Annotated in this window: 16 protein-coding genes, 1 tRNA gene and 6 pseudogenes; 10 read left to right on the forward strand and 13 right to left on the reverse strand. The window is 54.9% G+C overall.

The window, feature by feature from the left end; all coding sequences use genetic code 11:
* The first annotated feature begins 10 nt into the window (after positions 1–10).
* Together rlmF and BN1129_RS17695 are read left to right on the forward strand one after the other, a co-directional pair.
* A complete protein-coding gene (gene rlmF / locus BN1129_RS17690; RefSeq protein ID WP_042038308.1) occupies positions 11–967 on the forward strand; it encodes a 23S rRNA (adenine(1618)-N(6))-methyltransferase RlmF in 957 nt (318 codons plus the stop codon).
* Between the two features lie 267 nt (positions 968–1,234).
* Positions 1,235–1,954 (forward strand): MaoC family dehydratase, encoded by a 720-nt coding sequence (locus tag BN1129_RS17695; RefSeq protein WP_042038309.1) that lies wholly within the window; start codon positions 1,235–1,237, stop codon positions 1,952–1,954.
* A 138-nt stretch (positions 1,955–2,092) separates the two neighbouring features.
* Here BN1129_RS17695 and BN1129_RS17700 read toward each other — a convergent pair whose 3' ends face one another.
* Both BN1129_RS17700 and BN1129_RS17705 read right to left on the reverse strand, forming a co-directional pair.
* Positions 2,093–3,103, reverse strand: coding sequence for a DUF481 domain-containing protein (locus BN1129_RS17700; RefSeq protein ID WP_042038310.1), 1,011 nt, complete (start codon positions 3,101–3,103; stop codon positions 2,093–2,095).
* Between the two features lie 30 nt (positions 3,104–3,133).
* Entirely contained in the window at positions 3,134–4,051 is a 918-nt protein-coding gene (locus BN1129_RS17705; RefSeq protein ID WP_042038313.1) for a L,D-transpeptidase family protein, read from the reverse strand.
* Between the two features lie 437 nt (positions 4,052–4,488).
* On the opposite strand from BN1129_RS17705, the gene BN1129_RS17710 reads away from it, so the two are divergent.
* Positions 4,489–4,578 (forward strand) — tRNA-Ser (locus BN1129_RS17710).
* A 112-nt stretch (positions 4,579–4,690) separates the two neighbouring features.
* Positions 4,691–4,924 (forward strand): annotated as a pseudogene (locus tag BN1129_RS22760) (IS1-like element transposase); the annotation flags it as partial.
* A gap of 131 nt (positions 4,925–5,055) precedes the next feature.
* Here BN1129_RS22760 and nhaC read toward each other — a convergent pair.
* The 3 genes from nhaC to BN1129_RS17725 all read right to left on the reverse strand — a co-directional run bounded on the left by nhaC (position 5,056) and on the right by BN1129_RS17725 (position 9,363).
* Positions 5,056–6,525 carry a Na+/H+ antiporter NhaC gene (nhaC, locus tag BN1129_RS17715; RefSeq protein WP_042038314.1) on the reverse strand — a complete coding sequence of 490 codons (1,470 nt, stop codon included), beginning with the start codon at positions 6,523–6,525 and terminating at the stop codon, positions 5,056–5,058.
* A gap of 144 nt (positions 6,526–6,669) precedes the next feature.
* On the reverse strand, positions 6,670–7,923 hold the full coding sequence (gene arcA / locus BN1129_RS17720) for an arginine deiminase (RefSeq protein ID WP_042038315.1): 1,254 nt from the start codon (positions 7,921–7,923) through the stop codon (positions 6,670–6,672).
* A gap of 15 nt (positions 7,924–7,938) precedes the next feature.
* Complete coding sequence (locus tag BN1129_RS17725; RefSeq protein ID WP_042038317.1) at positions 7,939–9,363, reverse strand: basic amino acid/polyamine antiporter; 1,425 nt, start codon at positions 9,361–9,363, stop codon at positions 7,939–7,941.
* Between the two features lie 823 nt (positions 9,364–10,186).
* On the opposite strand from BN1129_RS17725, the pseudogene BN1129_RS23580 reads away from it, so the two are divergent.
* Positions 10,187–10,650, forward strand: a pseudogene (locus BN1129_RS23580) (IS4-like element ISAs18 family transposase); the annotation flags it as partial.
* A gap of 12 nt (positions 10,651–10,662) precedes the next feature.
* Here the strand turns inward: BN1129_RS23580 and BN1129_RS23585 are convergent.
* From BN1129_RS23585 to BN1129_RS17760, 8 genes and pseudogenes are all read right to left on the reverse strand, one after another.
* Positions 10,663–10,817, reverse strand: a pseudogene (locus BN1129_RS23585) (IS4 family transposase); the annotation flags it as partial.
* Between the two features lie 5 nt (positions 10,818–10,822).
* Positions 10,823–11,970 (reverse strand): annotated as a pseudogene (locus BN1129_RS22770) (IS3 family transposase).
* A 69-nt stretch (positions 11,971–12,039) separates the two neighbouring features.
* Positions 12,040–12,189, reverse strand: a pseudogene (locus BN1129_RS24610) (ATP-binding protein); the annotation flags it as partial.
* A 20-nt stretch (positions 12,190–12,209) separates the two neighbouring features.
* Positions 12,210–12,769, reverse strand: a pseudogene (locus BN1129_RS22775) (IS21 family transposase); the annotation flags it as partial.
* Positions 12,770–12,949: 180 nt separating this feature from the next.
* Positions 12,950–13,327, reverse strand: a complete 378-nt coding sequence (locus tag BN1129_RS17745; RefSeq protein WP_042038326.1) for an SHOCT domain-containing protein — start codon at positions 13,325–13,327, stop codon at positions 12,950–12,952.
* 69 nt (positions 13,328–13,396) lie between these two features.
* Positions 13,397–13,621 carry a LapA family protein gene (locus tag BN1129_RS17750; protein WP_042038327.1) on the reverse strand — a complete coding sequence of 75 codons (225 nt, stop codon included), beginning with the start codon at positions 13,619–13,621 and terminating at the stop codon, positions 13,397–13,399.
* Positions 13,622–13,641: 20 nt separating this feature from the next.
* On the reverse strand, positions 13,642–14,445 hold the full coding sequence (locus BN1129_RS17755) for a ceramidase domain-containing protein (protein ID WP_042038329.1): 804 nt from the start codon (positions 14,443–14,445) through the stop codon (positions 13,642–13,644).
* An 84-nt stretch (positions 14,446–14,529) separates the two neighbouring features.
* Positions 14,530–15,639: an META domain-containing protein gene (locus BN1129_RS17760; protein ID WP_042038330.1), complete on the reverse strand. Its 1,110-nt coding sequence runs from the start codon at positions 15,637–15,639 to the stop codon at positions 14,530–14,532.
* A 590-nt stretch (positions 15,640–16,229) separates the two neighbouring features.
* Here BN1129_RS17760 and BN1129_RS17765 point away from each other — a divergent pair.
* The 5 genes from BN1129_RS17765 to BN1129_RS17785 all read left to right on the forward strand — a co-directional run.
* On the forward strand, positions 16,230–17,729 hold the full coding sequence (locus tag BN1129_RS17765; protein WP_042038332.1) for an alpha/beta hydrolase: 1,500 nt from the start codon (positions 16,230–16,232) through the stop codon (positions 17,727–17,729).
* Positions 17,730–17,760: 31 nt separating this feature from the next.
* On the forward strand, positions 17,761–18,765 hold the full coding sequence (gene glsA / locus BN1129_RS17770; protein ID WP_042038334.1) for a glutaminase A: 1,005 nt from the start codon (positions 17,761–17,763) through the stop codon (positions 18,763–18,765).
* A gap of 68 nt (positions 18,766–18,833) precedes the next feature.
* Positions 18,834–20,471 carry an MFS transporter gene (locus tag BN1129_RS17775; RefSeq protein ID WP_209418529.1) on the forward strand — a complete coding sequence of 546 codons (1,638 nt, stop codon included), beginning with the start codon at positions 18,834–18,836 and terminating at the stop codon, positions 20,469–20,471.
* Between the two features lie 61 nt (positions 20,472–20,532).
* Positions 20,533–21,648 carry an efflux RND transporter periplasmic adaptor subunit gene (locus tag BN1129_RS17780; RefSeq protein WP_042038335.1) on the forward strand — a complete coding sequence of 372 codons (1,116 nt, stop codon included), beginning with the start codon at positions 20,533–20,535 and terminating at the stop codon, positions 21,646–21,648.
* Positions 21,645–22,434 (forward strand): efflux RND transporter permease subunit (locus tag BN1129_RS17785; RefSeq protein WP_042038336.1); only part of this gene is annotated, 790 nt, incomplete at its 3' end. The genes BN1129_RS17780 and BN1129_RS17785, both read left to right, overlap by 4 nt.

The following is a 22,434-nucleotide window of genomic DNA, read 5'->3' on the forward strand; positions in this document are numbered from 1 at the left end:
CAGGCCCAGCATGAAGACCCCCTCCCACCGTAAATCCGGATTGCATCCACGCAATCGCCATCAGGCTCCCTATGATTTCGATGCGCTCTGCCAGCGTACCCCCGAGTTGCGACCCTTGGTATTCGTCAATGAGCACGGTACCCAGACCCTGGATTTTGCTGATCCTGCCGCCGTCAAGGCGCTGAACAAGGCCTTGCTGGCACTGCACTACGGTATTCAGCACTGGGATCTGCCTGCGGGTTATCTTTGCCCACCGATCCCGGGGCGGGTGGACTATCTGCATCGGGTGGCGGATCTGCTGGCCGAGAGTGCGGGACGCGTACCGACCGGCAAGGGGGTACGAGTGCTGGATATTGGGGTGGGGGCGAACTGCATCTACCCGCTGCTGGGGGCGCGCGAATATGGCTGGCGCTTCGTCGGGTCGGATATCGATCCTGTCTCGGTCAAGGCGGCGAACCTGCTGGCCAAGAGCAACGGGCTGGGTGGACAGGTCGAGTGCCGCCATCAGGGCAATGCCAAACATGTTTTTCACGGCATCATAAGCCCGCAGGAGCGCTTCGCCCTGACCCTGTGCAACCCGCCGTTCCATGGCTCGCTCGATGAGGCGAGCAAGGGCAGCGAGCGCAAGCTGCGCAACCTAGGCAAAGCCGTTAAGGGGGGTCCTGTGCTCAATTTCGGCGGCCAGAAGGCCGAGCTCTGGTGCGAAGGGGGGGAGGCCGCGTTTCTCGCCACCATGATTGCCCAGAGCAAGGAGTTCGCCAGCCAGTGTCTCTGGTTCAGCTCGCTGGTGTCGAAGAAGGAGAACTTGCCGGCTGCGAAGAAGGCGCTGGCCCAGGTCGGTGCTCGTCAGGTGCGGGTGATCGACATGGCGCAGGGCAACAAGGTGAGCAGGATCCTGGCCTGGTGTTTTCTGGATGAGGCCACCTGTAAGCAATGGTGGCAACCGGCACCGCATGACGACGCCTGACGGGCCAAGCAAGGTATCGACATAGGCTCTCAGATGGCATTCCCCCGGTTTCGGCCCCTGTTTGTGCGGGGATCATGGCCGCTTGACGCTGGCCATGGCAATCGTTTTTCTCCTTGTACCATCAGGCTTGCAGCCAACAGGTTAGTGACCACTTCTGCTCGTGGTACAGCTGTACGCTGAGATTTTTTTGCACTTGCTGTTGAAACTTTCATAAAATGGGACTGGTTAGACCTCTTTACAGGCTTTGAATCGAATAGGGATCGGTAGATGAAAGTTGTCGATTTTCTGAAGCGCAAGCGTGAAATTCTGGCGCAGCACCCCTTTGAGCTCAAGGATTGGCTCTCTCCGGCGATCCGAGACTACTGGCGTGAGTTTCAGCAAAAGGCACACCTTCACCCTCTGCTGGGTCGTGTGCTGGACCTGCATGCTGACAGTCAGTCCGTGCTGCGGCAAGCGGGCGTGGCACAGGTTGCCAACGGCCAGCCCCAGCAGGCGGATGAGCCGGCAGTTGAGCTTAATGGTGAGGCGGCTGCCCTGTTTGCCACTCTGCAGCCCAGCATAGGCGCTGAGACCCACGTGGGTGAATGGTTGCTGGTGAGTCAGCAGATGATCAATGCATTTGCCGCCGTGACCGGCGACAACCAGTGGATCCATACCAACCCTGAACGTGCCGCTGCCGAGTCGCCGTTCAAGACCACCATAGCCCATGGCTTTCTGACCCTGGCGCTGCTGCCACGGTTGACGGGCAGCATCAACGAGGCGACGCCCGAGTTTCCGGATGCTCGCATGGTGGTGAACTTCGGGCTGGACCAGGTGCGTTTTCCGTATCCTATCAAGGTGGACAGCAATATCCGCGCACGCACCAAATTGCTGCGAGTGACTCCCATCAAGGGGGGGCTTGAGCTGCTCAAGGAGATCAAGGTCGAGATCGAAGGCATTCGTCGTCCCGGCTGTGTCATTGAATCTGTCACCCGGATCTACTTCTGATGTCGTGATGGTTGTCGCCCGGTGGCATGAATCGTATTGAAATAAAACAGGCTCACCCAGGTGAGCCTGTTTTATTTCTGGCGTTATGGTGCTTGTCAGTGGCACAGATCCTTGTTCAGGAATGGCTTGCCCTGATGTCTAGAAGCTGGCCCCCAGGCTTATCAGATGGCGCCACTCCTTACCTGCCAGACCTGCCAGCTGTGGGTGAATATCTTGGTAATCCGACCGGGTATCCTCCCAGTCCAACTCGCTTGACCAGGAGAGGCGCAAGTGATCGTTGAAGTAGTAACGCAGCCCCAGACTCCCCTGAATGGATTGCTCCTTGGTTACATAAGGAGAGGGCTGGGCCAGGTAGCGCTTGTAGCCCACCTTGCTGAATATCTCTATGCTTTCTGACCACAAGATGACCGGCTGTCGGTAATCCCAGCCCAAATTGAGGAGGGGATAGTTGATGATCCTGTCATCAAAGATGTCGGCGATGATGGACTCATCGTAGGCCGCAGGTCTGAGATATGTGCGCTCCAGACCGACCTGGGTGATGAGCTCAAGGCGCCGTTTCTTGTCGTTCCAGAACCTATAACCCGGGCCCGAGGCATAACTCAGGTTCAGGTAGTTAGCGTCGAGCATCTGATAGTCATAGTCGATGGAAGAGCGCACGAACCAGTGCTGGTCAAAGAAGAAGTCCAGCATGGGCTTGAGTTGATACTCATGTTTGTTGGTGACGTTGTTGGCCGTTTCGTAGATGTACTCCCCATTCAGGCTGTATCGCCAGTCGAGATTGGCAACCTCTGTCTCGGCCTTCAGGTTGACGTTGTTGGTCTGCTTCTCATTGTGCCTTAGCCTCACGTTCAGATCGCTGCTGCCGGTCCACAGCCAGGCGCGCTTGTCATCCTGCGTGGTAAGAGCGCGCAGGGTAATGCCGGTCTTCACCGTCGGTTTTGGCTTGTCCTGCTTCTCGATACGCCAGCGTTTGACCGCCTCGCGCTTGACCGTCACCGGTGAACTGTAGGGCAGTGCTATGCGCACCTGTTCATCCGTGATCTCCTCTATGGTGCCGGTCAGCCGGTCACCGTTGTCCATCCAGAGGATGTCGGCCAGCGCCATCGGGCTGAGCAAGATGGCGAGCAAGAACCAGACGCGGTATTTCATGGAAAATCCTTCATGAACACAGGGTTGCCGTTAACCGCTGACGGGGCGTGGAACGCCGTTTTTATTGTTCAGCACGGCAGCGACCTTGTCACCGTCGATCTCGGGCATGGCGATAAAGGTTTCCACCTCGGCTGAGAGGATCAGGGGGGCACCCTGCTCCAGCTCCAGTTCAGTGCGAGAGAGGGGGGAGTGGACCTCCAGCCAGTGGCGGCCATCGGGCTCGCGGGCCGTCTTGACCGGCTGGTTGATCACCCGTACCTGGGTGCCGAGGGGGACTATCTTGAACAGGGCCTCGATATCATCGGGGCGCAGGCGAATGCAGCCTGCACTGACCCTCAGCCCGACGCCAAACTCCTTGTTAGTGCCATGAATGAGGTAGTCCTGCTTGCCGTAACCCAGGCGCATGGCAAACTTGCCGAGGGGATTGTCCGGGCCTGGCGGCACGACCGCGGGCAGGGTGATGCCCTTCTGCTCCAGCCAGGATTTGCGCACCATGGGGCCGGGTACCCAAGTCGGGTTGGGGTTCTTGGCGATCACCGTCGTGGTCATCTCAGGGGTTTCCCGTCCTATGTCGCCGATGCCGATGGGCAAAACGATCACCTCATTTTTCCCCTTGGGGAAGTAGTAGAGACGCAGTTCGGGCAGGTTGATGACTATCCCCTCTCTTGGCACATCCGGCAGCAACATCTGGGTCGGCAGGGTCAAGCGAGTGCCTGTCTTGGGCAAATAGGGATCAACCCCGGGATTTGCCTCGAGCAGTGCCAAAAAACCAATCTGGGTGTGCTTGCCGATCAGTTCAAGGTGCTCACCCGGCTGGACTATGTAGTCCTCCAGCTCGCCAATCAAGCGGCTGCCAGCCGGTGGCAAGGTATAGGTCGTAGCCCAGGTTGGCGCGCTCCAGAGGCTCGCTGTCATTAGCAGCAGTGAGACGATTCGTGCATTGAACATGGTACTTCCTGTCAAATAGCGTGAGGGCCGATCACTGCCAGCCCTGAAAAAAGAGATGAAATTGTCAACCAATCCACTCCCGATTACCAGCCCGTCCCACAAGGGTTACAGGGGAGTCTTGTCTCAGAAAATGGCCCTTTTAACGACATCCCCCCTTTTTTAATACAGTGCCAGATAACCTTGGCTGAACGCTGTCCGTGATGGAAAATACCGCAACCTGTCACCCACAAACAGGCCTGTTGTGGGGGAGTCATCACACTTACCAAGCTGTCTAAGGGACTGGACCCGGTGCGCTGAGGCCAAAGCGCCGTCGAAATACCACGTGCAGGCCCCACGGTAGAAACAGTGTTGCTTGCCTGTTTTATAGGCAGTTATTTGATCTTTAAAGAGATTCTGGTTGATTTACCAGACCGGGTTCGGTAAGAATGAAGCCTTGCGGAGAGATGCCGGAGTGGCCGAACGGGATTGACTCGAAATCAATTGTGGTAGCAATACCACCCAGGGTTCGAATCCCTGTCTCTCCGCCATTTATTCCCTTCAAGCCCACGCCTGCCGAGGGTTTGGCATGGATATGCTATGTCAGCCCATGCTTTCGATCGGTTGATAAGATATGGTGATGCTTTTGAGACTCAGTTCTTCATGGTATCCATCATCGTCTACTGTCCTCGTTGCCCTGCCTGTCCCCACGTTTTTCAGCTCACTTACACCTATGAAGCTCATAAACCAGGTGTCAAAGAGAAGATTGTCGAGATGGCCTTCAACGGCTCAGGTGTCCGTGACACAGCCTGCGTCCTCACATTGGCATTAACACCATCCTGCGCGCCTTAAAAACTCGCACCAAGGCAAGTAACTACCGAAAAAGTATCAACAGCAGTCGAATTCTGACTGTAGTGGTTAACTAAATCCGGACACTTGGTTAGGCCGGTTTTCGGCTGCTGGCGATATCTGTCATGGTGGTGATGTGGACTCCGCCAGTTGTCGTGCATGGCCAGCGCACGAGCCATTCAGCTTGTTGGCCGCACAGCCTTGCTTGGCAAACGCAACATACGAAATCCTGCGTAAGCCACTGCGATAGTCAGTAACGGGCTGATAAAACAGAACACCGCATAGGGTGCGTAGCTCCAAGTCGTTACCCCCAAAGTGGCCGCCATATAGGCGCCGCAACTGTTCCAAGGGATCAACGCCGAGGTTGGCGTCGCGGTATCGCCGACCGCCCTCGATAGCACCACAGGGGCCAGGCCACGCTTGGCAAAGGCCGATTTAAACATCCGCCCCGGCAGCACAATGGCGATGTATTGGTCGGCGGTGACGATATTAGTGGCCACAATTGAGGTTGCCAGCGAGGCAACCAAAGCACCGTCCGACTTAGCTTTCTGAATAATCGGGGTGATTAGCCGCTCAAGCACCCCGACCTTCTCAACTACCCCACCAAACGCTAAGGCGCTGATAATCAGCCAGATGGTATTGAGCATGCTGCCCATACCGCCACGCGATGCCAGCATGTCCATCGGAGCAAAGCCCGAGGTTGAGGTATAGCCATTGGCCAAGGCCCGCCAGACGCCTTCCAATAACGCCAGCCACTGCGGAATTCCCTCGTTGGCAGCGGCAAAAGCCAGCACCCGCTCCGGGGCCATAACCGCCGCGAGTAGACCACCGGCAATCGAGCCAAGGAAAATAGCGGTAAAGGGCGGAAAGCGGAACAATGCCAACAAAATCACCAACACTAGCGGCACAAACATCACCAACTGTGGCTGGAATGAGTTTTGAATCGCAGCAATTTTATCTGCGGCGTCGAAATCTCCTGGCTCACCCCACATAAAGAAAAACACTAACGAGAGCAACAAGGCCATTAGCGAGGTCAGCAGTGTCTCACGGATATGCTGATACAAATCGACACCAGCAGCGGCTGCGGAGAGATTGGCCGAGTCCGAGAGTGGCGACGACTTATCGCCAAAGTAAGCACCCGAGATCACCGCGCCCGCCGCTATCGCCGGATTCAAGCCCATGCTCAGGGCTATCCCCATAAAACCGACACCGATGGTGCCGACCACTGTCCAAGAGCTACCAATGCTGGCCGAAACGATGGCACTGATCACGCACGCGGTTACGAAGAAGTAATCTGGATTAAGTAGCTGTAATCCGTAATAAACCATAGCCACCAGCGTGCCACTGAGTGCCCAAGTGCCAATCAGGCCGCCGACCGCGAACAAAATAAAGATCGCACCAATGCCAGTGGACACGCTATCAGTCGCGGCTTTACCCAGCGCCTCAAGCGTGTGTCCTCGACGCCAACCGATAAACACCGCAATCATCGTCGCGGTAACCAGCGCAACTTGGTTAGGGCCACCGGCACCAGCATCACCAAATAAAAAATAAGACAAGGCAACCAAGATAACCAGACAAGCGACCGGAATGATCGCCTCAAACAGCGACAGTGGTTGCGGCGTGCTAGGTCTGCGAATAAAACTGAACATTCAGATATGCCTCGGTTAATGTTCATATGACGGCTAGACATGCAGCGCTTGAACTGAGCGCCATTGTCTGCCGCTTAACGCGTTGTCACCAGCACCAGTAAAACCGCCGCCAAAAGTGGCGGCGATTGCTGTTGCAGACGTCGCTTAGAAATCTACCTCATCACGGCTGATCGGGCAGGTCATGCAATGGCCGCCGCCACGGCCACGGCCGAGTTCGGAACCAACGATGGTGACCACTTCGATCCCCTCTTTGCGCAACAGGGTGTTGGTGTGCACGTTACGATCATAGGCAAATACCACCCCCGGCGATGCGCACACCAAGTTGGCGCCGCTGTCCCACTGCGTGCGCTCACGCATGTAAGCGTTACCACCGGTTTCCACCACCCGCAGCTTCTTCAGACCCAAGGATTGCGCAACCACATCGGTAAAGCGGCCCTTTTCCTTGACCAGTTCGATACCGCTTGGCTTGTCGCTTGGGCGGTACGAGAAGGTGCTGACGTGATCCATGATGTCTGGGTAAAGCAGCACGCAGTCGCGGTCAGCAAAGGTGAACACGGTGTCCAAGTGCATAGCCGCGCGCAGTTTAGGCATCGCTGCAACGATTACCCGCTCCGCTGCACCTTGCTTGAACAAGGTCGCGGCCAACTGGCTAATGGCCTGACGCGAGGTTCGTTCGCTCATGCCGATCAGCACGTTACCCTTGCCGATCGGCATTACATCGCCGCCCTCTAAGGTGGCCATGCCATGGTCTTCGGTAGGATCGCCCCACCAGACTTTGACCTTGCCGGCAAAATCGGGATGGAACTTATAAATAGCGGTGGTGAGGATGGTCTCTTCGTGACGCGCCGACCAGTACAGCGGGTTAAGCGTAACGCCGCCGTAAATCCAGCAGGTGGTGTCTCGGGTGTACAAGGTATTCGGCAAAGGCGGCAGCAGGTATTCGGTCACACCTGCGGCTTCACGCACCAGCTTGAGGGTTTCGCCGCCGAAGGTTTCGGGAAACTCGTCAGTGGACAAGCCGCCGATCAGCGTCTCGGCCAGATCTCGTGGCGACAGGCCTTCGAGGTAGCTACGAATCTCATCTACCAGCCCAAGGCCAACCTGATTAGGCACAACCTGATGATCAAGAATCCACTTCTTGGCCTCAGCAATAGCGACAGTTTCAGCCAATAAGCTGTGCATTTCGACCACATCAACGCCGCGATCGCGCAGCTTGTTGGTGAAATCGAAGTGATCACGTTTAGCGTTCTCGACCCACATAACGTCATCGAACAGCAGCTCGTCGCAGTTGCTCGGGGTAAGCCGGGCATGCGCACGGCCCGGCGCGCAGACCATCACTTTGCGCAGCTGGCCGACTTCCGAATGCACGCCAAATTTGACTTCACTTGCATTTGTCATGATCAACTCCCTTGGTTAAATAGAGATAGCGCCAGTCGCTAAGCCGTAAACGCCGTAAATAGCCGCGGCGGCAATCACAGCGAAGATGATCCAATCCGAGGCCTTATCGAACACCACCTTGCCCTGCTCACGGCGGGCGATGAAATACAAAACAGTGCCAGGCGCAAACAACACCGCCGACAACAGGATGAACTTCAAGCCGCCGGAGTAAATCATGAACAGCGTATACAACACAGCAAAACTGGCGATCAGCAGGTCGCGATTTCGTTCCTGTGGACGCACCTCATAGGTTTCACTGCGCTTGGCAATCATCAAGCCGTAGGCAGCCACAAACAGGTAGGGGATCAAGGTGGTGGCGCTAGTCAGGTTAAGCATCAGCGAGAACGCATCACGCGACCAATAGGTGGTGATCACAATGATCTGGACGATGATGCTGGTCACCCAAAGCGCCGTGACCGGCACGTTGTTTTTGTTGACCTTGGCAAACATCGCTGGCATGTCCTTTGACTTGCCCGCTGCGAACATTACCTCCGCACAGATCAGCGCCCAGGCCAAATAAGCGCCCAGCACTGAGACGAGCAAGCCTGCACTGACAAACATCGCCCCCCACGGGCCGACTACCGACTCCAGCACGCCAGCCATCGATGGCTGACGCAGGCCGGCAATTTCGGCGCGCTCCATCACTGCGTAGGGCAGCAAGGTAACCAGCACCATCAAGCCGGTAACCACGATAAAGCCAAGGATGGTTGCCTTGCCGACGTCGGCGCGCTCTTTGGCGTAGCGTGAATACACGCTGGCGCCTTCAATGCCGATAAACACAAACACAGTGACCAGCATGGTGGCCTTGACCTGTTCGAACAGGCCTACAGTCAAGTCGCCGCCATACAGATTCATGCTGAACAGATCGATCTTGAATGCAAAAAACAGCAAGACGATAAACACCATGATCGGAATGACCTTGGCGACCGTGACAATGCTGTTGATAAAGGCGGCCTGCTGTACGCCGCGCAGAATCAAGAAATGGAATAACCAAATGCCGATTGAAGCAACACCGATGGCGATCACCGTATTGCCATCGCCGAATACCGGAAAGAACGCACCCAAGGTGGACTTGATCAGCACCCAGTAAGACACGTTACCTATGCAACTGCCGATCCAATATCCGAAAGCCGAGAGAAAGCCCGGATAGTCACCAAAACCTTCTTTGGCATAAGCGAATACGCCGGCATCGATATTCGGTTTGCGCTCAGCCAAGAATTGAAAAACTCGCGCCAGCATATACATGCCGGTACCGGCAATAATCCACGCAATCAGTGCACCCAGCGGCCCGGTTGCTCCGGCAAAGGTTCTTGGTAGCGAGAAAATCCCGGCACCGACCATGCCGCCAACTACCATCGCGGTTAGAGCCATCCGCGACATTTTTTGTTCTGTAACAGCCATATTCTATTGTCCTCCTTGAAACTTATACCGGGTGAGACACCCGACTGCGCTAACCCCTTGCTTAAACACTCAACTTCTTGTTAAAGAACAAGGTCAACCCTGTTGCTTTGTCAAGCTGATTGTCACAATATTTTACCCGTCTAAAATAGTAAAACTGCCAAAAATACTGAATGTGCACCAAGGCAGATTACATTGACGTGATTGTACTGGTTTAAGCCCTCTCCGATGCATGGCTCAAGCATTACCGCGAGATGCCATAACAGAAACGGCCGCGATTAATCGTTTACGCTGTAGCCGAGGATTGTCTCGCCATAACCTGTAAAATACTGCTCCATTGCTCCACAAAGCAGCCCGGCACACTTGGAAACTGCCGATTAGCCAAGTAGCTTGCAAGTCAGTGCTGAAATTATTGCCCTTGATGCCCCTTCGTAAACGCCAAGCTAGCCGCCAGTCGTTGCCTTTGTGATAGTTGAAGCGGTTTTCGCCGTAGCCTAGGTACTTTAGATATCCGCGTTTTTACTCTTCGAAGTAGAGGTATAAGCATAGACCTTCTGTTAGAAAGCCCCAGTGAGAATCATCAGGATTGCCATAAGTAAATTCTGGGTGCTCAGAAAAGGTATGGATACTCCGGTGTCAGGATAGTTGTCGCCTCTTCGGTTATTCCTAAAAAAAACGTATCGGGGGCGGAAGGAGACAGGCCGTACTATTCACCTGAATGCAGAGCCGCATTACCTTAGCCATCCCCTCATACGAGTGAGGCGCGGTGCGGCCTCTGAGGTATGCTCTGCGTTTTTGACCCGCCAATACCGAACAGAGTAGCCCAATGCTTAATCACGACATCATTCTCAACCACATTGATGACATTTTCTGGCAGGACATGCATGCCAAACGTGTGTTGTCGCTCGCCCATGAAACCCACGGGGTTATCGAGTCTGGCTCGCTGGTCATCCCATTGGCAATGGCCTCTCTTTGGCCAGTGGTCTTGAACACAAGTACGCGGTCAAGCAAGTCGACCGCTTGCTGACCAACATCCAGCTCAATGTCTGGCGCCTTTTCGATGACTGGGTTCCCTATGTGGTGTCCGAACGCACCGAGATTGTCGTATCCATAGACTGGACCGAGTTTGAGGCCGATGACCACAGCCCCCTGGTTATCAGCCTGCAAACCAACCATGGCCGCAACACACCGCTATTGTGGAAAACCCACCAGGAATCCTTGTTCAAAGGCCAGTGCAACATCCATGAGCGGGCGTTGCTGACCAAGATCAGAAAGACCTGGTCGGAGGGCAATGCCAGTCAGTTAAGCCTGACTGGCATTGTTTTTTTATTGGTTTTTTTAACTCCATACTTCTGTGGCCTTGGCTTCACGCTGCGGGGATAACTTCGCTCCGGCAATACAAACTGCCCTGCCTGTTTCTCCAGCTCCGCAACGCGTTCCGGGATATTCCCCGGTGTAGTGGTCAACTAAATCCGGACACTTGGTTAGGCCGAACCTCGGCTTGTGCTGGCGGTATCCCGTCATTGTGGCGATGTGGACGCCGCCAGTTGTAGTAATCCATCAGGTAATAACTGATATCCCGCTTTGCTTCCCGCACGCTCATGTATCCCGTTACCGGGAGCCACTCTGACTTCAGGCTTCTTCGGGGCGTTATCCCAGCAGTTACCACGACGACTCATGCTCTGGGTCATGCGATAGCGCCACAGTCGTTGCCGAAATGCCCGGCAGCCATATTGGCTGCCCTGGTCAGAGTGAAACAGCACACCAGAGGTGCAACCCCGTTGCTGATAAGCCATCTCCAGCGCTTTGATTGCCAATTCTGAATCAGGTTTGTCAGACATCGCCCAGCCAACGACCCGCCGGGTATGGAGGTCGAGCACTGCGGCCAGGTAATGCCAACAACCACCGACCCAGACGCAGGTGATATCGCCACACCACACCTGATTGGGTTGCGGAACATCAAATTCGCGGGCCAGCAGATTGGGAATATCCGGTCGTTCAGACCGTGCAACCTTATAGCTGTGTGCGCCGGGCTGCTTGGATGTCAGCCCGGCTTCCTTCATCAGGTTACGTACTTTGAACTGGCCAATCTGATACCCCAACTCCCGCATCATCGACATCAAGGCGCGACTGCCTGCCGAACCCCGGCTCTCTTTAAACAAACGGCGCAACTCGCTGCGCTGTTGCATGCGCTCAGGGTTAATCGCTCGCCTGCGAGCCAGATAATCGTAAAAACAGGAAGTGGGAACATCGAAAGCGCAGCAGACCAGGGTGATAGGGGCTTGCTCCCTTAATCGGTCTATCAGCGCGTACGTGTGAACTCGTCCGCCATCAAGAGAGCCGTAGCCTTTTTTAGAATGTCCTTTTCGCGCTCGAGCCGGTTGATACGGGCTTCCAGCTCCTGAATTTTCTGCTGCTCCGGAGTCAGCGCTTTGCTGATAGGAGTGGTGCCGGTTCTTCGGATTGCAGTTGCTGAACCCAGCGGCGAAGTACGGTTTCACCGACATCCAGTGAACGGCTTGCTTCGGGGACAGAATATCCCTGGTCGAGCACCAGGGATGCGGCTTCGAGTTTGAATTGGGCAGTAAATGAGCGACGTAATCTTGTCATTGAACACCTCTGATCTTGGTGGCGACTGTACCACCTAAAATGGTGTCCGGGATGATTAGACCACTACAGTTGGGTACGCTCGGTCCTCAAGGTCTGTTCTGGGTGCAGCAACCACTCCAGATAATCGGCGAAGCTCGCCTCCTCGTTGGCTGTCTTCTAAGCCAGTGCTGGCCACTGGGCAGCAATCCCTTCCAAGCGCAGTGTCTGACTCAGGGCCATCAGGCGCTCATGCTACAAGTTCATACGTTCACCTCCAGCAGGTCTTGGTATACCGATAGCGGATGCTGCAAGCTCTCTAGCGACATGGTGCGCTCCGTGGCAGTGGTGCCGGGACTAACGGGCAGCGCCTGTGGTAGGGGTAAAAAATGAGGCAGCTCTTGCTGTAATCGGATAGCCGGGACTTCACTGGTAGTGCCATGGCGACGCTGGTTGGCGATGTCTTGCAACTAGGGGCCAATATGGGCATTGGCGGTTGACACATCCAGTGCCAGTTCTGCCTGTTTGAGGGTGGCAGCCAGTGGTGTGACAAAGCTGCGCTGAAACGCTCGACCTTGCCTTTGGTCTGGGCCCGGTAGGGACGGCAGACGCGGGGGCGCAAACCGAACTCTTCGGCCAGGGCGAGCAGGGTCGGGTGCCAACGATGGTCACCTTCACCATAGGCATCCCGCTCGCGGATAATGGTGAAATCGACCTGCATCTGTTTACTGGGTGCCGTTTCAAAACGGACAACAGCGCCAGGGGCGTCATGGCGCTGAGGAGATAACCAGGCCTTGAGCTGTGAGAGCCCGCCAGTGTAACCACTAGGGAACCAGGGGTGAATTACATTACATTCGTCACTTTGGCACTCAGATGCCGTTTTGGGGAGGGGCGACCATCCCATTTACGCCGCGTAACGCTTGCAGCAAAAACTGAAAAGCCCGCATCCACAGCGGGCTCTCTGGTTTAACGGTTGAGCGCCAAGATGCGGCGCTGCATATGCTTAGGCCAGTGCTTTGGCTTTGAGTTGGGCATACTCATCAGCATTAATCGCGCCGTTATCGAGCAAGGCTTTGGCCTCGCAGATCTGCTCGACTGGTGATTTACCTGCCACTTGCCGAATATAGTCTTCGGTATCTGATTTGGCCCGCTGCATCGCCGCACGTTGACGCTGGGCCATACCTGCGCCATTGCTAACAATGTAAATCAGCGCGGTAAACATCGGCAAGAATATCAGTCCGAGGATCCACAGAGCTTTAAATCCGCCGCCCATTTCAGTGTTGCGAAACAGATCGCCGACGATCTGGAACAGTACCAAAAGGTAAGCGATAAAGATAAAACTTGAGAGTATTAACCAGAAGAAATCCCAGAAATTGCTCATATTGGTGTGTTTCCTTTGCGTTGCCTAATTGGTTTAGGTGTAGCCGGCGTAAACTCGCCGGCGATGGTGTTACCCGGGCTTGCGCATCGCGGCCTGTAGCCAGCTGCGCAGAAGCGACCAGAGTGCGCTGCCGGTGAGCATGCCAAGCACGTAAACGCCGGCGATCAGTAGCGACGCCGGCAGCGTCAGGCTCATATTAAGCAGCGAAACTGTGACAAGACTTATATTTTGAATTTTAAACAGTAAAACAGTCGTCGTGATGACGATGATTAAAGCGGCGTAAACGTAACGCATAGACCCCCCTGTACTGATGATTAAGGCAGTGTTGATGGTGTTTTAAGCGACTCATCAGCCGTCGTTGCTGGATGTTGTAACACACGATTTATCAGCATGTAACAGGCAATAAAACCGCCCAGCGAGGCGGCAAAATGTTTCAAGGTATGGCCGCTGACAAAATGGCTAAGACTAAGGATTTCGGCGTCATAGGTTTCGAGCACCTTGCTTAACACATACCAGCTAAAGATCCAGTAAAGATCACTACCGCGTGAGTAACGTGATGGTTGCAAAATAGCCAGAAAAAGTAAAGCCAGTACTGCATAAGCCTGCAGCATTGCGTACGGCAGCACGTTGCCAACGCCTTGCCGCTCGGTCACACGCCAGTAAATAACCGATAAGGCACCAATCAGTAACATCGGTACTAATAACACTAGCCCGGTGCGCACGCTGATGCGATCTGAAATCTGGCTGGCGACTAAGGCCATAAAGGTAATGGTCATCGGCAGACGGTCCCAGAACAGTCGGTCATTGTCGGGGGCTAGATGGTAGTAACTTGAACCTAAAGCAGTCGCGAATATACCAAAGAAAAACACCAAATAAGGCCAACGCTCACGCATAAATTCAAACCGCACGCGGCTGCGGATTAGCAGGGCCAACCCCAAGGTACCCGCCAGAAAAAAACCTATATTGGAGACCACGTTATTGAAATGCGGGATCCCCAAGAAGCTGCGTTGGTCGGCAAAATTATGGTAAGCCAGCGGCTGCGGCACGGCCGGTAACAAAAAGGCTGTCGCCACACAGGCGAGGGTAAAACCGATCAGTAGAAGGTTGCGCACACTCATAGGACAAGCTCCTGTTGTCGATGCGCGGTACTGTTTAGCGTTGTGCATGATCGGTACTGTGTCCATCAAATGGATTGTGGGTTCTTATGGAGCGCTGACGACGGCATTAAACACACGCTCGCCATCCGCACGATGTGCATCCAACAAACCGTCGCGTATTTCCCATAGTTTTACCGACTCCAGCGCCGCGAGAAACTCGCGCTCTTGTTGCATCACCCCATCGGCGGGGCAAACCATACGTGTGCTCAGCAATGGGCCGATGCTCAGGCGATTTTCGACCGAGGTAAAGCTCGCCTGATAAGTATTGCAACCGCTGCTGCCGTGTACCTGGCCTTGCTCAAAGACCATGCTCAAACGCGTGCCAGGCAGAGCGCTAACGACTGCTTGGCGGCCGTTGTTGAATCCGGTTACGTCCCAGTACACGCCCTCAAGCGTTGCCGCGGGCTGCGCTTTAAATGTCAATACCGCACCAGTGGCAGTGCTCAGGCTCAGTTGCTCAGTATTAATGGCATACGCCAGAGTGCCGCTGAGTGCCGCTCTCACGGCGTTCTCCAGCGTCGTTTGTGGCTCCGGGCAAGCCATCATCGAACCGGCTAACATGCTAATTGTCACCTTGCCAGTACTCAGGTTATAGCCACCCATAAGCCTATTACAGCCGGAAAAACCGCTCAAACGGCCTGCCTCAAAACGTACCGTTACAGGCTTTGCCGCGTCAATTGCGATACCGGCAAAGCTACCGCTAGGAGAGTCTAACTGCCATGTTGGCCCCTCTAGTGTGAGCGGCTTGGCGGTGGTATCCGTGGTATCCTTAGCTGGCTTTGGCACGCGACAACAACCTGCCAACAGTTGCCCGTCTGGCAGCGATACCCTTGCGCTCATTGGATGTTGGGTGTTAGACATACCGTCGCTACAGCTCGCCTCACGCAGCAGCGCGACTGCTTCGCCGCCCTTACCGGTTACCGGCTTGCCGCGCCAAGCGTACTCTTTGAGCGCAAGCAGATGCGTTTTCTGGCCGAGGAAATCGACCGCTTTCTGTTCGGGCAAGAGCAATTGCGCTCGACTTTTGTCACTAAACTGCAGGCTCCATGACGGCTCATTGCCAAAGCAAATAAGCTGCGGCTCGGCGGCGAACACAGTAAAAGCCGGCAATACCGACGCCAGTAAAATTGCTGCATTTATCGATGTTTTTAGCATGTGATCGACTCATCCTTTATGAATATAAGAGCGTATTGTGACCATGTAGGCACCGCGCAGGCGCTGCTACCGCATAGGTAAAGGGCCGCAGCTTGAGGGCGGTTTTGGTAGTGCAGATTTTTGCTTCCAGCATACTAATAATTGGTGATAAGGCCTCACTATCTCAAGCTATTGGCGCTTGGGGTTTTGGGAACAATGGAACACAGCACTACCCGCGTCGCTCAGTGCCTTCTTCCCAGCAATCGGTTTTGATAACGCGCTGAAGGAATAGTAGTTAACTGCTCATACGTACAATGTAGCCGATGTTATGGTTGTTGTCCTCAATGGGGAAGGTCAGTGACTCAAACAGTGGCAGTGTTGTGAGGGCAGGCTATAATCATGTTTATCTGCTTGCATCACGTATTAGTATAAGGCTCTGATGACTGACGCCTGCGCCCCCGTTAGTGGCATCGTAGTTGTTCCACTAGAGCACCCTGATAGCAATTAAAACCTTTAGGTCTAATTGGCTTTGCCATCTATTATTGCCTATTGCCGCGACTTCTGTCATTGCATCACTGTCTATTATTGCGCTATTGCACGAGATAAAACCGATGATAAGAGCAACACTGAAAACATTTAAATGGGCAGCGTTGGTGCTAGGCGTCAGCGTGCTGACGATATTGGGTGTGCGTGCTTATGACTCGCAGCGCGGTGCGCCATTGGAGCTTTGGCATACTTTTGTGCCGCATGAATTGACGGTCGAGCAGATTGATATGGCTGACTGGGCTCAGTACGTGAGCGCCGAAGAGCGAATTTTTGCTGAGGTACGTACCGAGGTGAGTGATCGGTTGGATCCCGAGTCGCGCAATGCCAGCGACCGTTATTTTGTCGATAGCCCAATTTACCCCGGTAACTTTGCCAATAACTGGAACCACTCTTACATCATGATGCCGACGGGCACGCCCATAGGTGCGGTGGTGTTGCTGCACGGTCTGACCGACTCGCCCTACAGTCTGCGTCACATTGCCTTGCGTTATCAGGCCGATGGTTATGTGGTAGTTGCTGCGCGGATGCCGGGGCATGGCACTGTTCCGGGCGGCTTGACCAAAGTTGAGTGGCAGCAGTGGGCGGCAGCGACCCGGATGGCTGCGCGTGAAGCGCGTCGACTGGGTGGTGCGTCTACGCCTCTGCATATTATCGGTTTCTCCAATGGCGGCGCGTTGGCGATGAATTATGCCCTTGAAGCTCTCTCTGATAAGGCGCTGTCTCGCCCAGATCGCATTGTGCTGATCTCGCCAATGATCGGCATCACCAGTATGGCGCGATTTGCCGGCATGATGGGCTGGCCTGCAGTATTTCCCGCGTTTGCCAAGGCCGCATGGTTGAATATAGTCCCGGAGTTTAATCCGTTTAAATACAACTCATTTCCGGTTAATGCGGCGCGCCAGACTGCGCTCATGTCTAACGAGTTGCAGCAGCGCATCGCGCGCTATGAGAGTGAAGGTCGCTTGAGAGAATTGGCCCCAATACTAACCTTTCAGTCGGTGGTCGACTTTACCGTTAGCACGCGGGCAATCATCAACGCGCTCTATGCTCATCTGCCTGCCAATGGCAGTGAGTTGGTGTTGTTTGACATCAACCGCAATACTAAGATTGGCCCGCTACTGCGCGTGAGTAACGATACCGTGCTGAAACGTTTATTACCTGCGCCGCCGCGTGCCTATACCGCGACCGTTATCAGTAACATTAGCCCTAACCAAGCAGAGGTTATGGAGCGCACCACCCCGGCAGGTTCAACAAAGGGGCAAACGCGTGCCTTGGGCTTGGTTTACCCGCGTGAAGTTTTTTCCTTGTCGCATCTAGCGCTGCCATTTCCGCTCGACGATTCACTGTATGGTTTAACCCCAGGAGATAACCTCGATTACGGCGTTAATTTAGGCGCGATGGCGGCACGCGGGGAGCGCGGTACGCTGATCGTGAGCATGGACTCGCTGACGCGGATGTCTTCCAATCCATTCTTTTCTTACATGCTTAAACGTATCGAAGAGGGTCTTGGCGGTGGCCGCAGCACGGCGGCACCAAGTGCTAACGGTGCGAATAGTCCCGAGTAAGTACAATCGTCCAGCGAAACAGGAGCACGACATGCACACACGGATTCCACTTGATGAAAATGTGCTACTTGAGTCCGTATCGACCGGACATTTGCCACCTGCCGAACAGATAGAGTCATTGGTGGCCGAGGCGTACGAGCGTTATCGGTCGCTGGATGAGGGACGGGTAGCCGATTACATTCCGGCCTTGGCTAAAGTGCCGCGTGAGCTTTTTGGTATCTGTGTTGTGGGAGTCGGCGGGGCGGTTTATACGGCTGGCGATGTTTCCTATGAGTTTACCATTCAGAGCGTCTCCAAGCCCTTTGTGTTCGCTCTGATTTGTCAGGCGATTGGCGAAGCCGAGGCGCGCACTAAGCTCGGCGTGAATGCCACGGGGCTGCCCTTTAATTCGGTGATGGCGGTCGAGCTCAACCAAGACCGAACCATGAACCCGATGGTCAACGCCGGGGCTATCGCAGCCACCAGCCTCGCGCCAGGTGTTAACGCCGATGAGAAATGGCAGTTTATCGAAGAGGGCCTGTCGCGTTTTGCCGGCCGAAAACTCACCCTCAATCGCGAAGTTTACGACTCTGAAGCCGCCACTAATCTACGTAATCGCGGCATAGCCAAATTGCTGGAGGGCTACGATCGGATGTATTTCGACGCCCTCGAAGCCACCGATATTTACACCAAGCAATGTTCGCTAAACGTCTCGGCTCGTGACCTTGCCATCATGGGGGCGACGTTGGCGGATGGCGGGGTCAACCCTATTACCGAAGAGCGGGTGGTGGATGCCTCGATCTGTAAGCGTGTACTGGCTGTGCTGGCAACCGCCGGGCTGTATGAGCTTTCGGGTGACTGGCTGTATGAAATAGGCTTGCCGGGCAAGAGCGGTGTTAGCGGTGGTATTGTTACCGTGGTGCCGGGTAAGGGGGGATTGGGCACGTTTTCGCCTGCGCTCGATGAGGCTGGCAACAGCATTAAAGGACAGCGGGTGGCGAAGTTTCTCTCCGAACGGATGGGTTTGAACCTGTTTGCCTCTAAGCCTGACCATTGAGTGGTTGGGTGTATCGATGTATCTCGCCAGTCAGTTGGCTTGGCGTAATTATCCAGGGATGAAACATTATGACTAAGGCGTTCTCTGCAGGCATGGGTGAGCAAACGGAGCAGCAAGCATCTTGGCTTCCGATGATTATCATCTCGATGGGGCAAGCACAAATGTCGTTGAATATCAACGCCTTGCCGGTATCTATTGGCGGTATTGTCGAGGAGTTCAATACGGCCCCGACGACGGTGGCGACTGCTATCGTGGCGTACTCTCTGGCGGTTGCCGGTTTTATTATGCTCGGCGCTAAACTCAGTCAGATGTTTGGTGCGCTCACGGTATTTCGTTTGGCAACTGTTGTTTTGTGCGGGTCGATGGTGATGATGACCTTCAGCCCCAATGTAGCCGTGATGATTGCCGCGCAAGGCATCGCTGGCTTGGCTGCGGCCGCCATAGTGCCAACCTTGGTAGTGCTGATTGCCAACAATTACTCCGGCAAGCAGCAAGCCAAAGCGCTGGGTATTCTGGGGGCCGTGCAGGCTATGGCGACGGTAACCGCCTTCTTTGTGGCTGGTGTGGTCGGTACCTACCTTGGCTGGCGCTATGCGTTTGGACTGGTTATCCCGTTTTCCGCGATAACCCTGTTTCTTACTCTGCGACTCAAGCCCGTTGCCAAGGTGCCTGAGGTGAAAATTGACGGTGTCGGGGTGATCCTGGCCGCAACCTCAGTCATCCTGATCAGCCTTGGGGTCAACAACCTGAACAATTGGGGGCTGATGCTGGCCAATACACTTGCACCGTTCAATGTGCTGGGGCTATCACCGGCGTTGCTCATGCTGATTGTCGGTTTGGTGGGTATTCAGTTGTTCGTGGCTTGGGCGCAGCGTCGCCAGGCACGTCACGAAACGCCCTTGTTAGCCCTTGAAGTTATCCAGTCGCCACAGGAACGGGCGGCGGTGTACTCGATGATGTCGATTGTGATCTTGGGTAATGCATTGACCTTCCTCGTGCCGTTGTATATCCAAATGGTCCAGGGGCGTTCTAGTTTCGACACCGCAGTGGCGATGATCCCTTACCAACTGTCAGTGTTTACTGCGGCTATTCTTGTCGTTGGTCTTTATGATCGACTGGCGCCCCGCCAGATCGCCCGTTATTCTTTTGTGTTGGTGTCGATTGCGATGGCGCTGCTGGCCTTCGTGATGAAAAACGACTGGAGCAACTGGTTGGTTGTGCTGGGCCTAGTCATGTTCGGTTTGGGCCAAGGTGCGTTGGTTACGCTGCTATTTAACGTGTTGGTCACCTCATCGCCAAAAGAATTGGCTGGTGACGTGGGATCGCTGCGTGGCACGGTGAATAATTTATCGGCAGGTGTTGGCAGCGCCATTGCCGGTGCATTGGTGGTGGGTATCCTGAGCATGAATATAAATAGCGCCTTGGTTGAGAATCCGACTATTCCTGCAGCCCTGATTGAACAGGTTGATCTCGATCGGGCCACCTTCGTCAGTAACGATCGCTTGCTCGGTGTTATGTCGCGAACCACGGCAACCTCGGAGCAGGTTGACGAGGCCGTGAGAATTAACGCTGAGGCACGCCTTAAAGCGCTGAAACTGACATTTCTGTTAATGGCTGCGCTGGCTCTTTTAGTCATAGTACCGAGCGGCCGGTTACCGGGTTATATTCGTGGTCAAGGTCCCAGTGGACAGCCACCCAAGGTTTAATGATTGATGGCTGACTGCGCCCGCTCGAACAAGTGCCAATACCATTGAAAGGAGTCGTTCTGTGTTTGTGAATTACCTTGCCACGCGTGTTGGCCATTTACATGCCGCGACCGCTGTACTCGCGCTTGCTTCTCTGGCACTAGTCACGGGCTGCCAGCGGGAGGGTGAAGAGCTGCAAGCGGAGATTCGCCCGGTTCGCGTGATGACCATCGAAAGTCGTGACAGCAATGGCGCGTTTTCGTTGACCGGCACAGTGCAGGCGCAGGCTGAAATCAACTTGTCGTTTCGTATCGACGGTCGAATGATCATGCGCACAGTGGATATTGGCGACAGCGTCAAGGCTGGTCAACTGATTGCTCGGCTCGATCAGCAAGATGAGGAGCGTGGTCTACAGGCGGCGCGCGCTCAGTTAGCTGCGGCTCGCGCGCAGTTGCTTGAGGCGCGTAACAACTACGGGCGTATGCGTGAGCTGGTCGCCCAGGATGCCGTCTCGCGGGCTACTTATGACCAAGCCGAGGCGCTTTTGGGGACGGCAGATGCACAGGTTAAGGCAGTGAAGGCGCAGGTTGACTTGGCGAAGAACCGCTTGAGCTATACGCGTCTCTTGTCTGATGTGGCTGGTGTGGTGACGGCACGTGGTCCTGAGGCGGGCGAGGTGGTCGGGGCAGGGCGGATGGTTGTTCAGGTTGCGCGCGATGGTGCACGTGATGCGGTATTTGGTGTGCCGGCACAGATCAAAGACAGTGCACAGAGCAACTCGGAGATCACGGTCTTTTTAACCAGCGACCCACAGGTTACTGCCGTAGGCAAGGTGCGTGAAATTTCGCCCCGTGCCGACCCGGTAACGGGCACTTTTGCTGTGCGTATTGGTCTGCTTAATCCACCACCGGCGATGCGCTTAGGTAGCACTGTGACTGGACGTTTAAAACTGTCCGTGGCTTCCAGCATTGAGGTTCCCGCCTCGGCGTTAACCCGTGCGGGTGGCAAACCTGCAGTATGGGTGGTCGACGCGCAGGCACTGACAGTGTCGCTACGCACTATCGAGGTGCGCGGCCAAGATACGGCCAAGGTCCAGGTTGGTGCAGGGCTTAACCCTGGTGATGTGGTTGTGACTGCCGGAGTACAGGCGCTGCGTCCGGGCCAGAAGGTCCGTCTGCTAGAGGCGAGTAAATCGTGATAGGTCCGAATCTGTCTGAGTGGGCGCTTTCGAAGCGCTCGTTGGTGGTGTTTTTGATGATTCTCTCCGTGGTGGCGGGGACGCTATCGTTTACTAACTTGGGCCGTGGCGAGGACCCTGCGTTTACCTTCAGGAGCATGGTGGTCGGAGCTGCGTGGCCAGGGGCTACGGTTGAGGAAACCCTGCTGCAGGTTACTGAGCGCCTCGAGCGCACCTTACAAGAGACGGATCATCTTGAGCGTGTGCGCAGTTACACCACTGCGGGCCAGGCCACGATTTTTGTCGACCTGAAGCAGTCAACCCCGCCCGCCGAGGTTGAAGATGTTTGGTATCAGGTACGTAAAAATATTGGTGATATGCGTCATACCCTGCCATCGGGCGTGGTCGGGCCATTCTTCAATGATGACTTTGGCAGCACTTTCGGCATTATTTATGGGTTTACGGCCGACGGTTTTACCTTCCGCGAGTTGCGTGATTACGTCGAAAGCGCCCGCTCACGGCTGCTCCAGGTGCCGGACGTTTCCAAGATAGAAGTGTTGGGCGCTCAAGATGAGCAAATATTTATCGAGTTCTCCACCGAACGCTTGGCTGGCTTGCGCCTTGACCTACCGGCGATTTTAGCCTCACTGCAGGCGCAAAACTTGGTAACCCCGGCGGGCGTGATTCAGTCTGAGCACGAGCGGGTGTTTTTGCGTGTTAGTGGTGCGCTGGATTCTGAGCGTGATATTGAAGCCATGACCATTGTTGCTGGCGGGCGGATGATTCGTCTTGGCGATATTGCCAGCG

Origin of the sequence: Aeromonas popoffii, assembly GCF_000820025.1 — a bacterium.
GTDB lineage: Bacteria > Pseudomonadota > Gammaproteobacteria > Enterobacterales > Aeromonadaceae > Aeromonas > Aeromonas popoffii.

Coding starts and splice junctions, on each gene's coding strand:
- BN1129_RS17705 (WP_042038313.1), bottom strand. CDS start 4,051: ATGTTCAATGCACGAATCGTCTCACTGCTGCTAATGACAGCGAGCCTC.
- BN1129_RS17700 (WP_042038310.1), bottom strand. CDS start 3,103: ATGAAATACCGCGTCTGGTTCTTGCTCGCCATCTTGCTCAGCCCGATG.
- BN1129_RS17695 (WP_042038309.1), top strand. CDS start 1,235: ATGAAAGTTGTCGATTTTCTGAAGCGCAAGCGTGAAATTCTGGCGCAG.
- rlmF (WP_042038308.1), top strand. CDS start 11: ATGAAGACCCCCTCCCACCGTAAATCCGGATTGCATCCACGCAATCGC.
- BN1129_RS17750 (WP_042038327.1), bottom strand. CDS start 13,621: ATGCGTTACGTTTACGCCGCTTTAATCATCGTCATCACGACGACTGTT.
- BN1129_RS17765 (WP_042038332.1), top strand. CDS start 16,230: ATGATAAGAGCAACACTGAAAACATTTAAATGGGCAGCGTTGGTGCTA.
- BN1129_RS17760 (WP_042038330.1), bottom strand. CDS start 15,639: ATGCTAAAAACATCGATAAATGCAGCAATTTTACTGGCGTCGGTATTG.
- arcA (WP_042038315.1), bottom strand. CDS start 7,923: ATGACAAATGCAAGTGAAGTCAAATTTGGCGTGCATTCGGAAGTCGGC.
- BN1129_RS17775 (WP_209418529.1), top strand. CDS start 18,834: ATGACTAAGGCGTTCTCTGCAGGCATGGGTGAGCAAACGGAGCAGCAA.
- BN1129_RS17725 (WP_042038317.1), bottom strand. CDS start 9,363: ATGGCTGTTACAGAACAAAAAATGTCGCGGATGGCTCTAACCGCGATG.
- BN1129_RS17745 (WP_042038326.1), bottom strand. CDS start 13,327: ATGAGCAATTTCTGGGATTTCTTCTGGTTAATACTCTCAAGTTTTATC.
- nhaC (WP_042038314.1), bottom strand. CDS start 6,525: ATGTTCAGTTTTATTCGCAGACCTAGCACGCCGCAACCACTGTCGCTG.
- glsA (WP_042038334.1), top strand. CDS start 17,761: ATGCACACACGGATTCCACTTGATGAAAATGTGCTACTTGAGTCCGTA.
- BN1129_RS17755 (WP_042038329.1), bottom strand. CDS start 14,445: ATGAGTGTGCGCAACCTTCTACTGATCGGTTTTACCCTCGCCTGTGTG.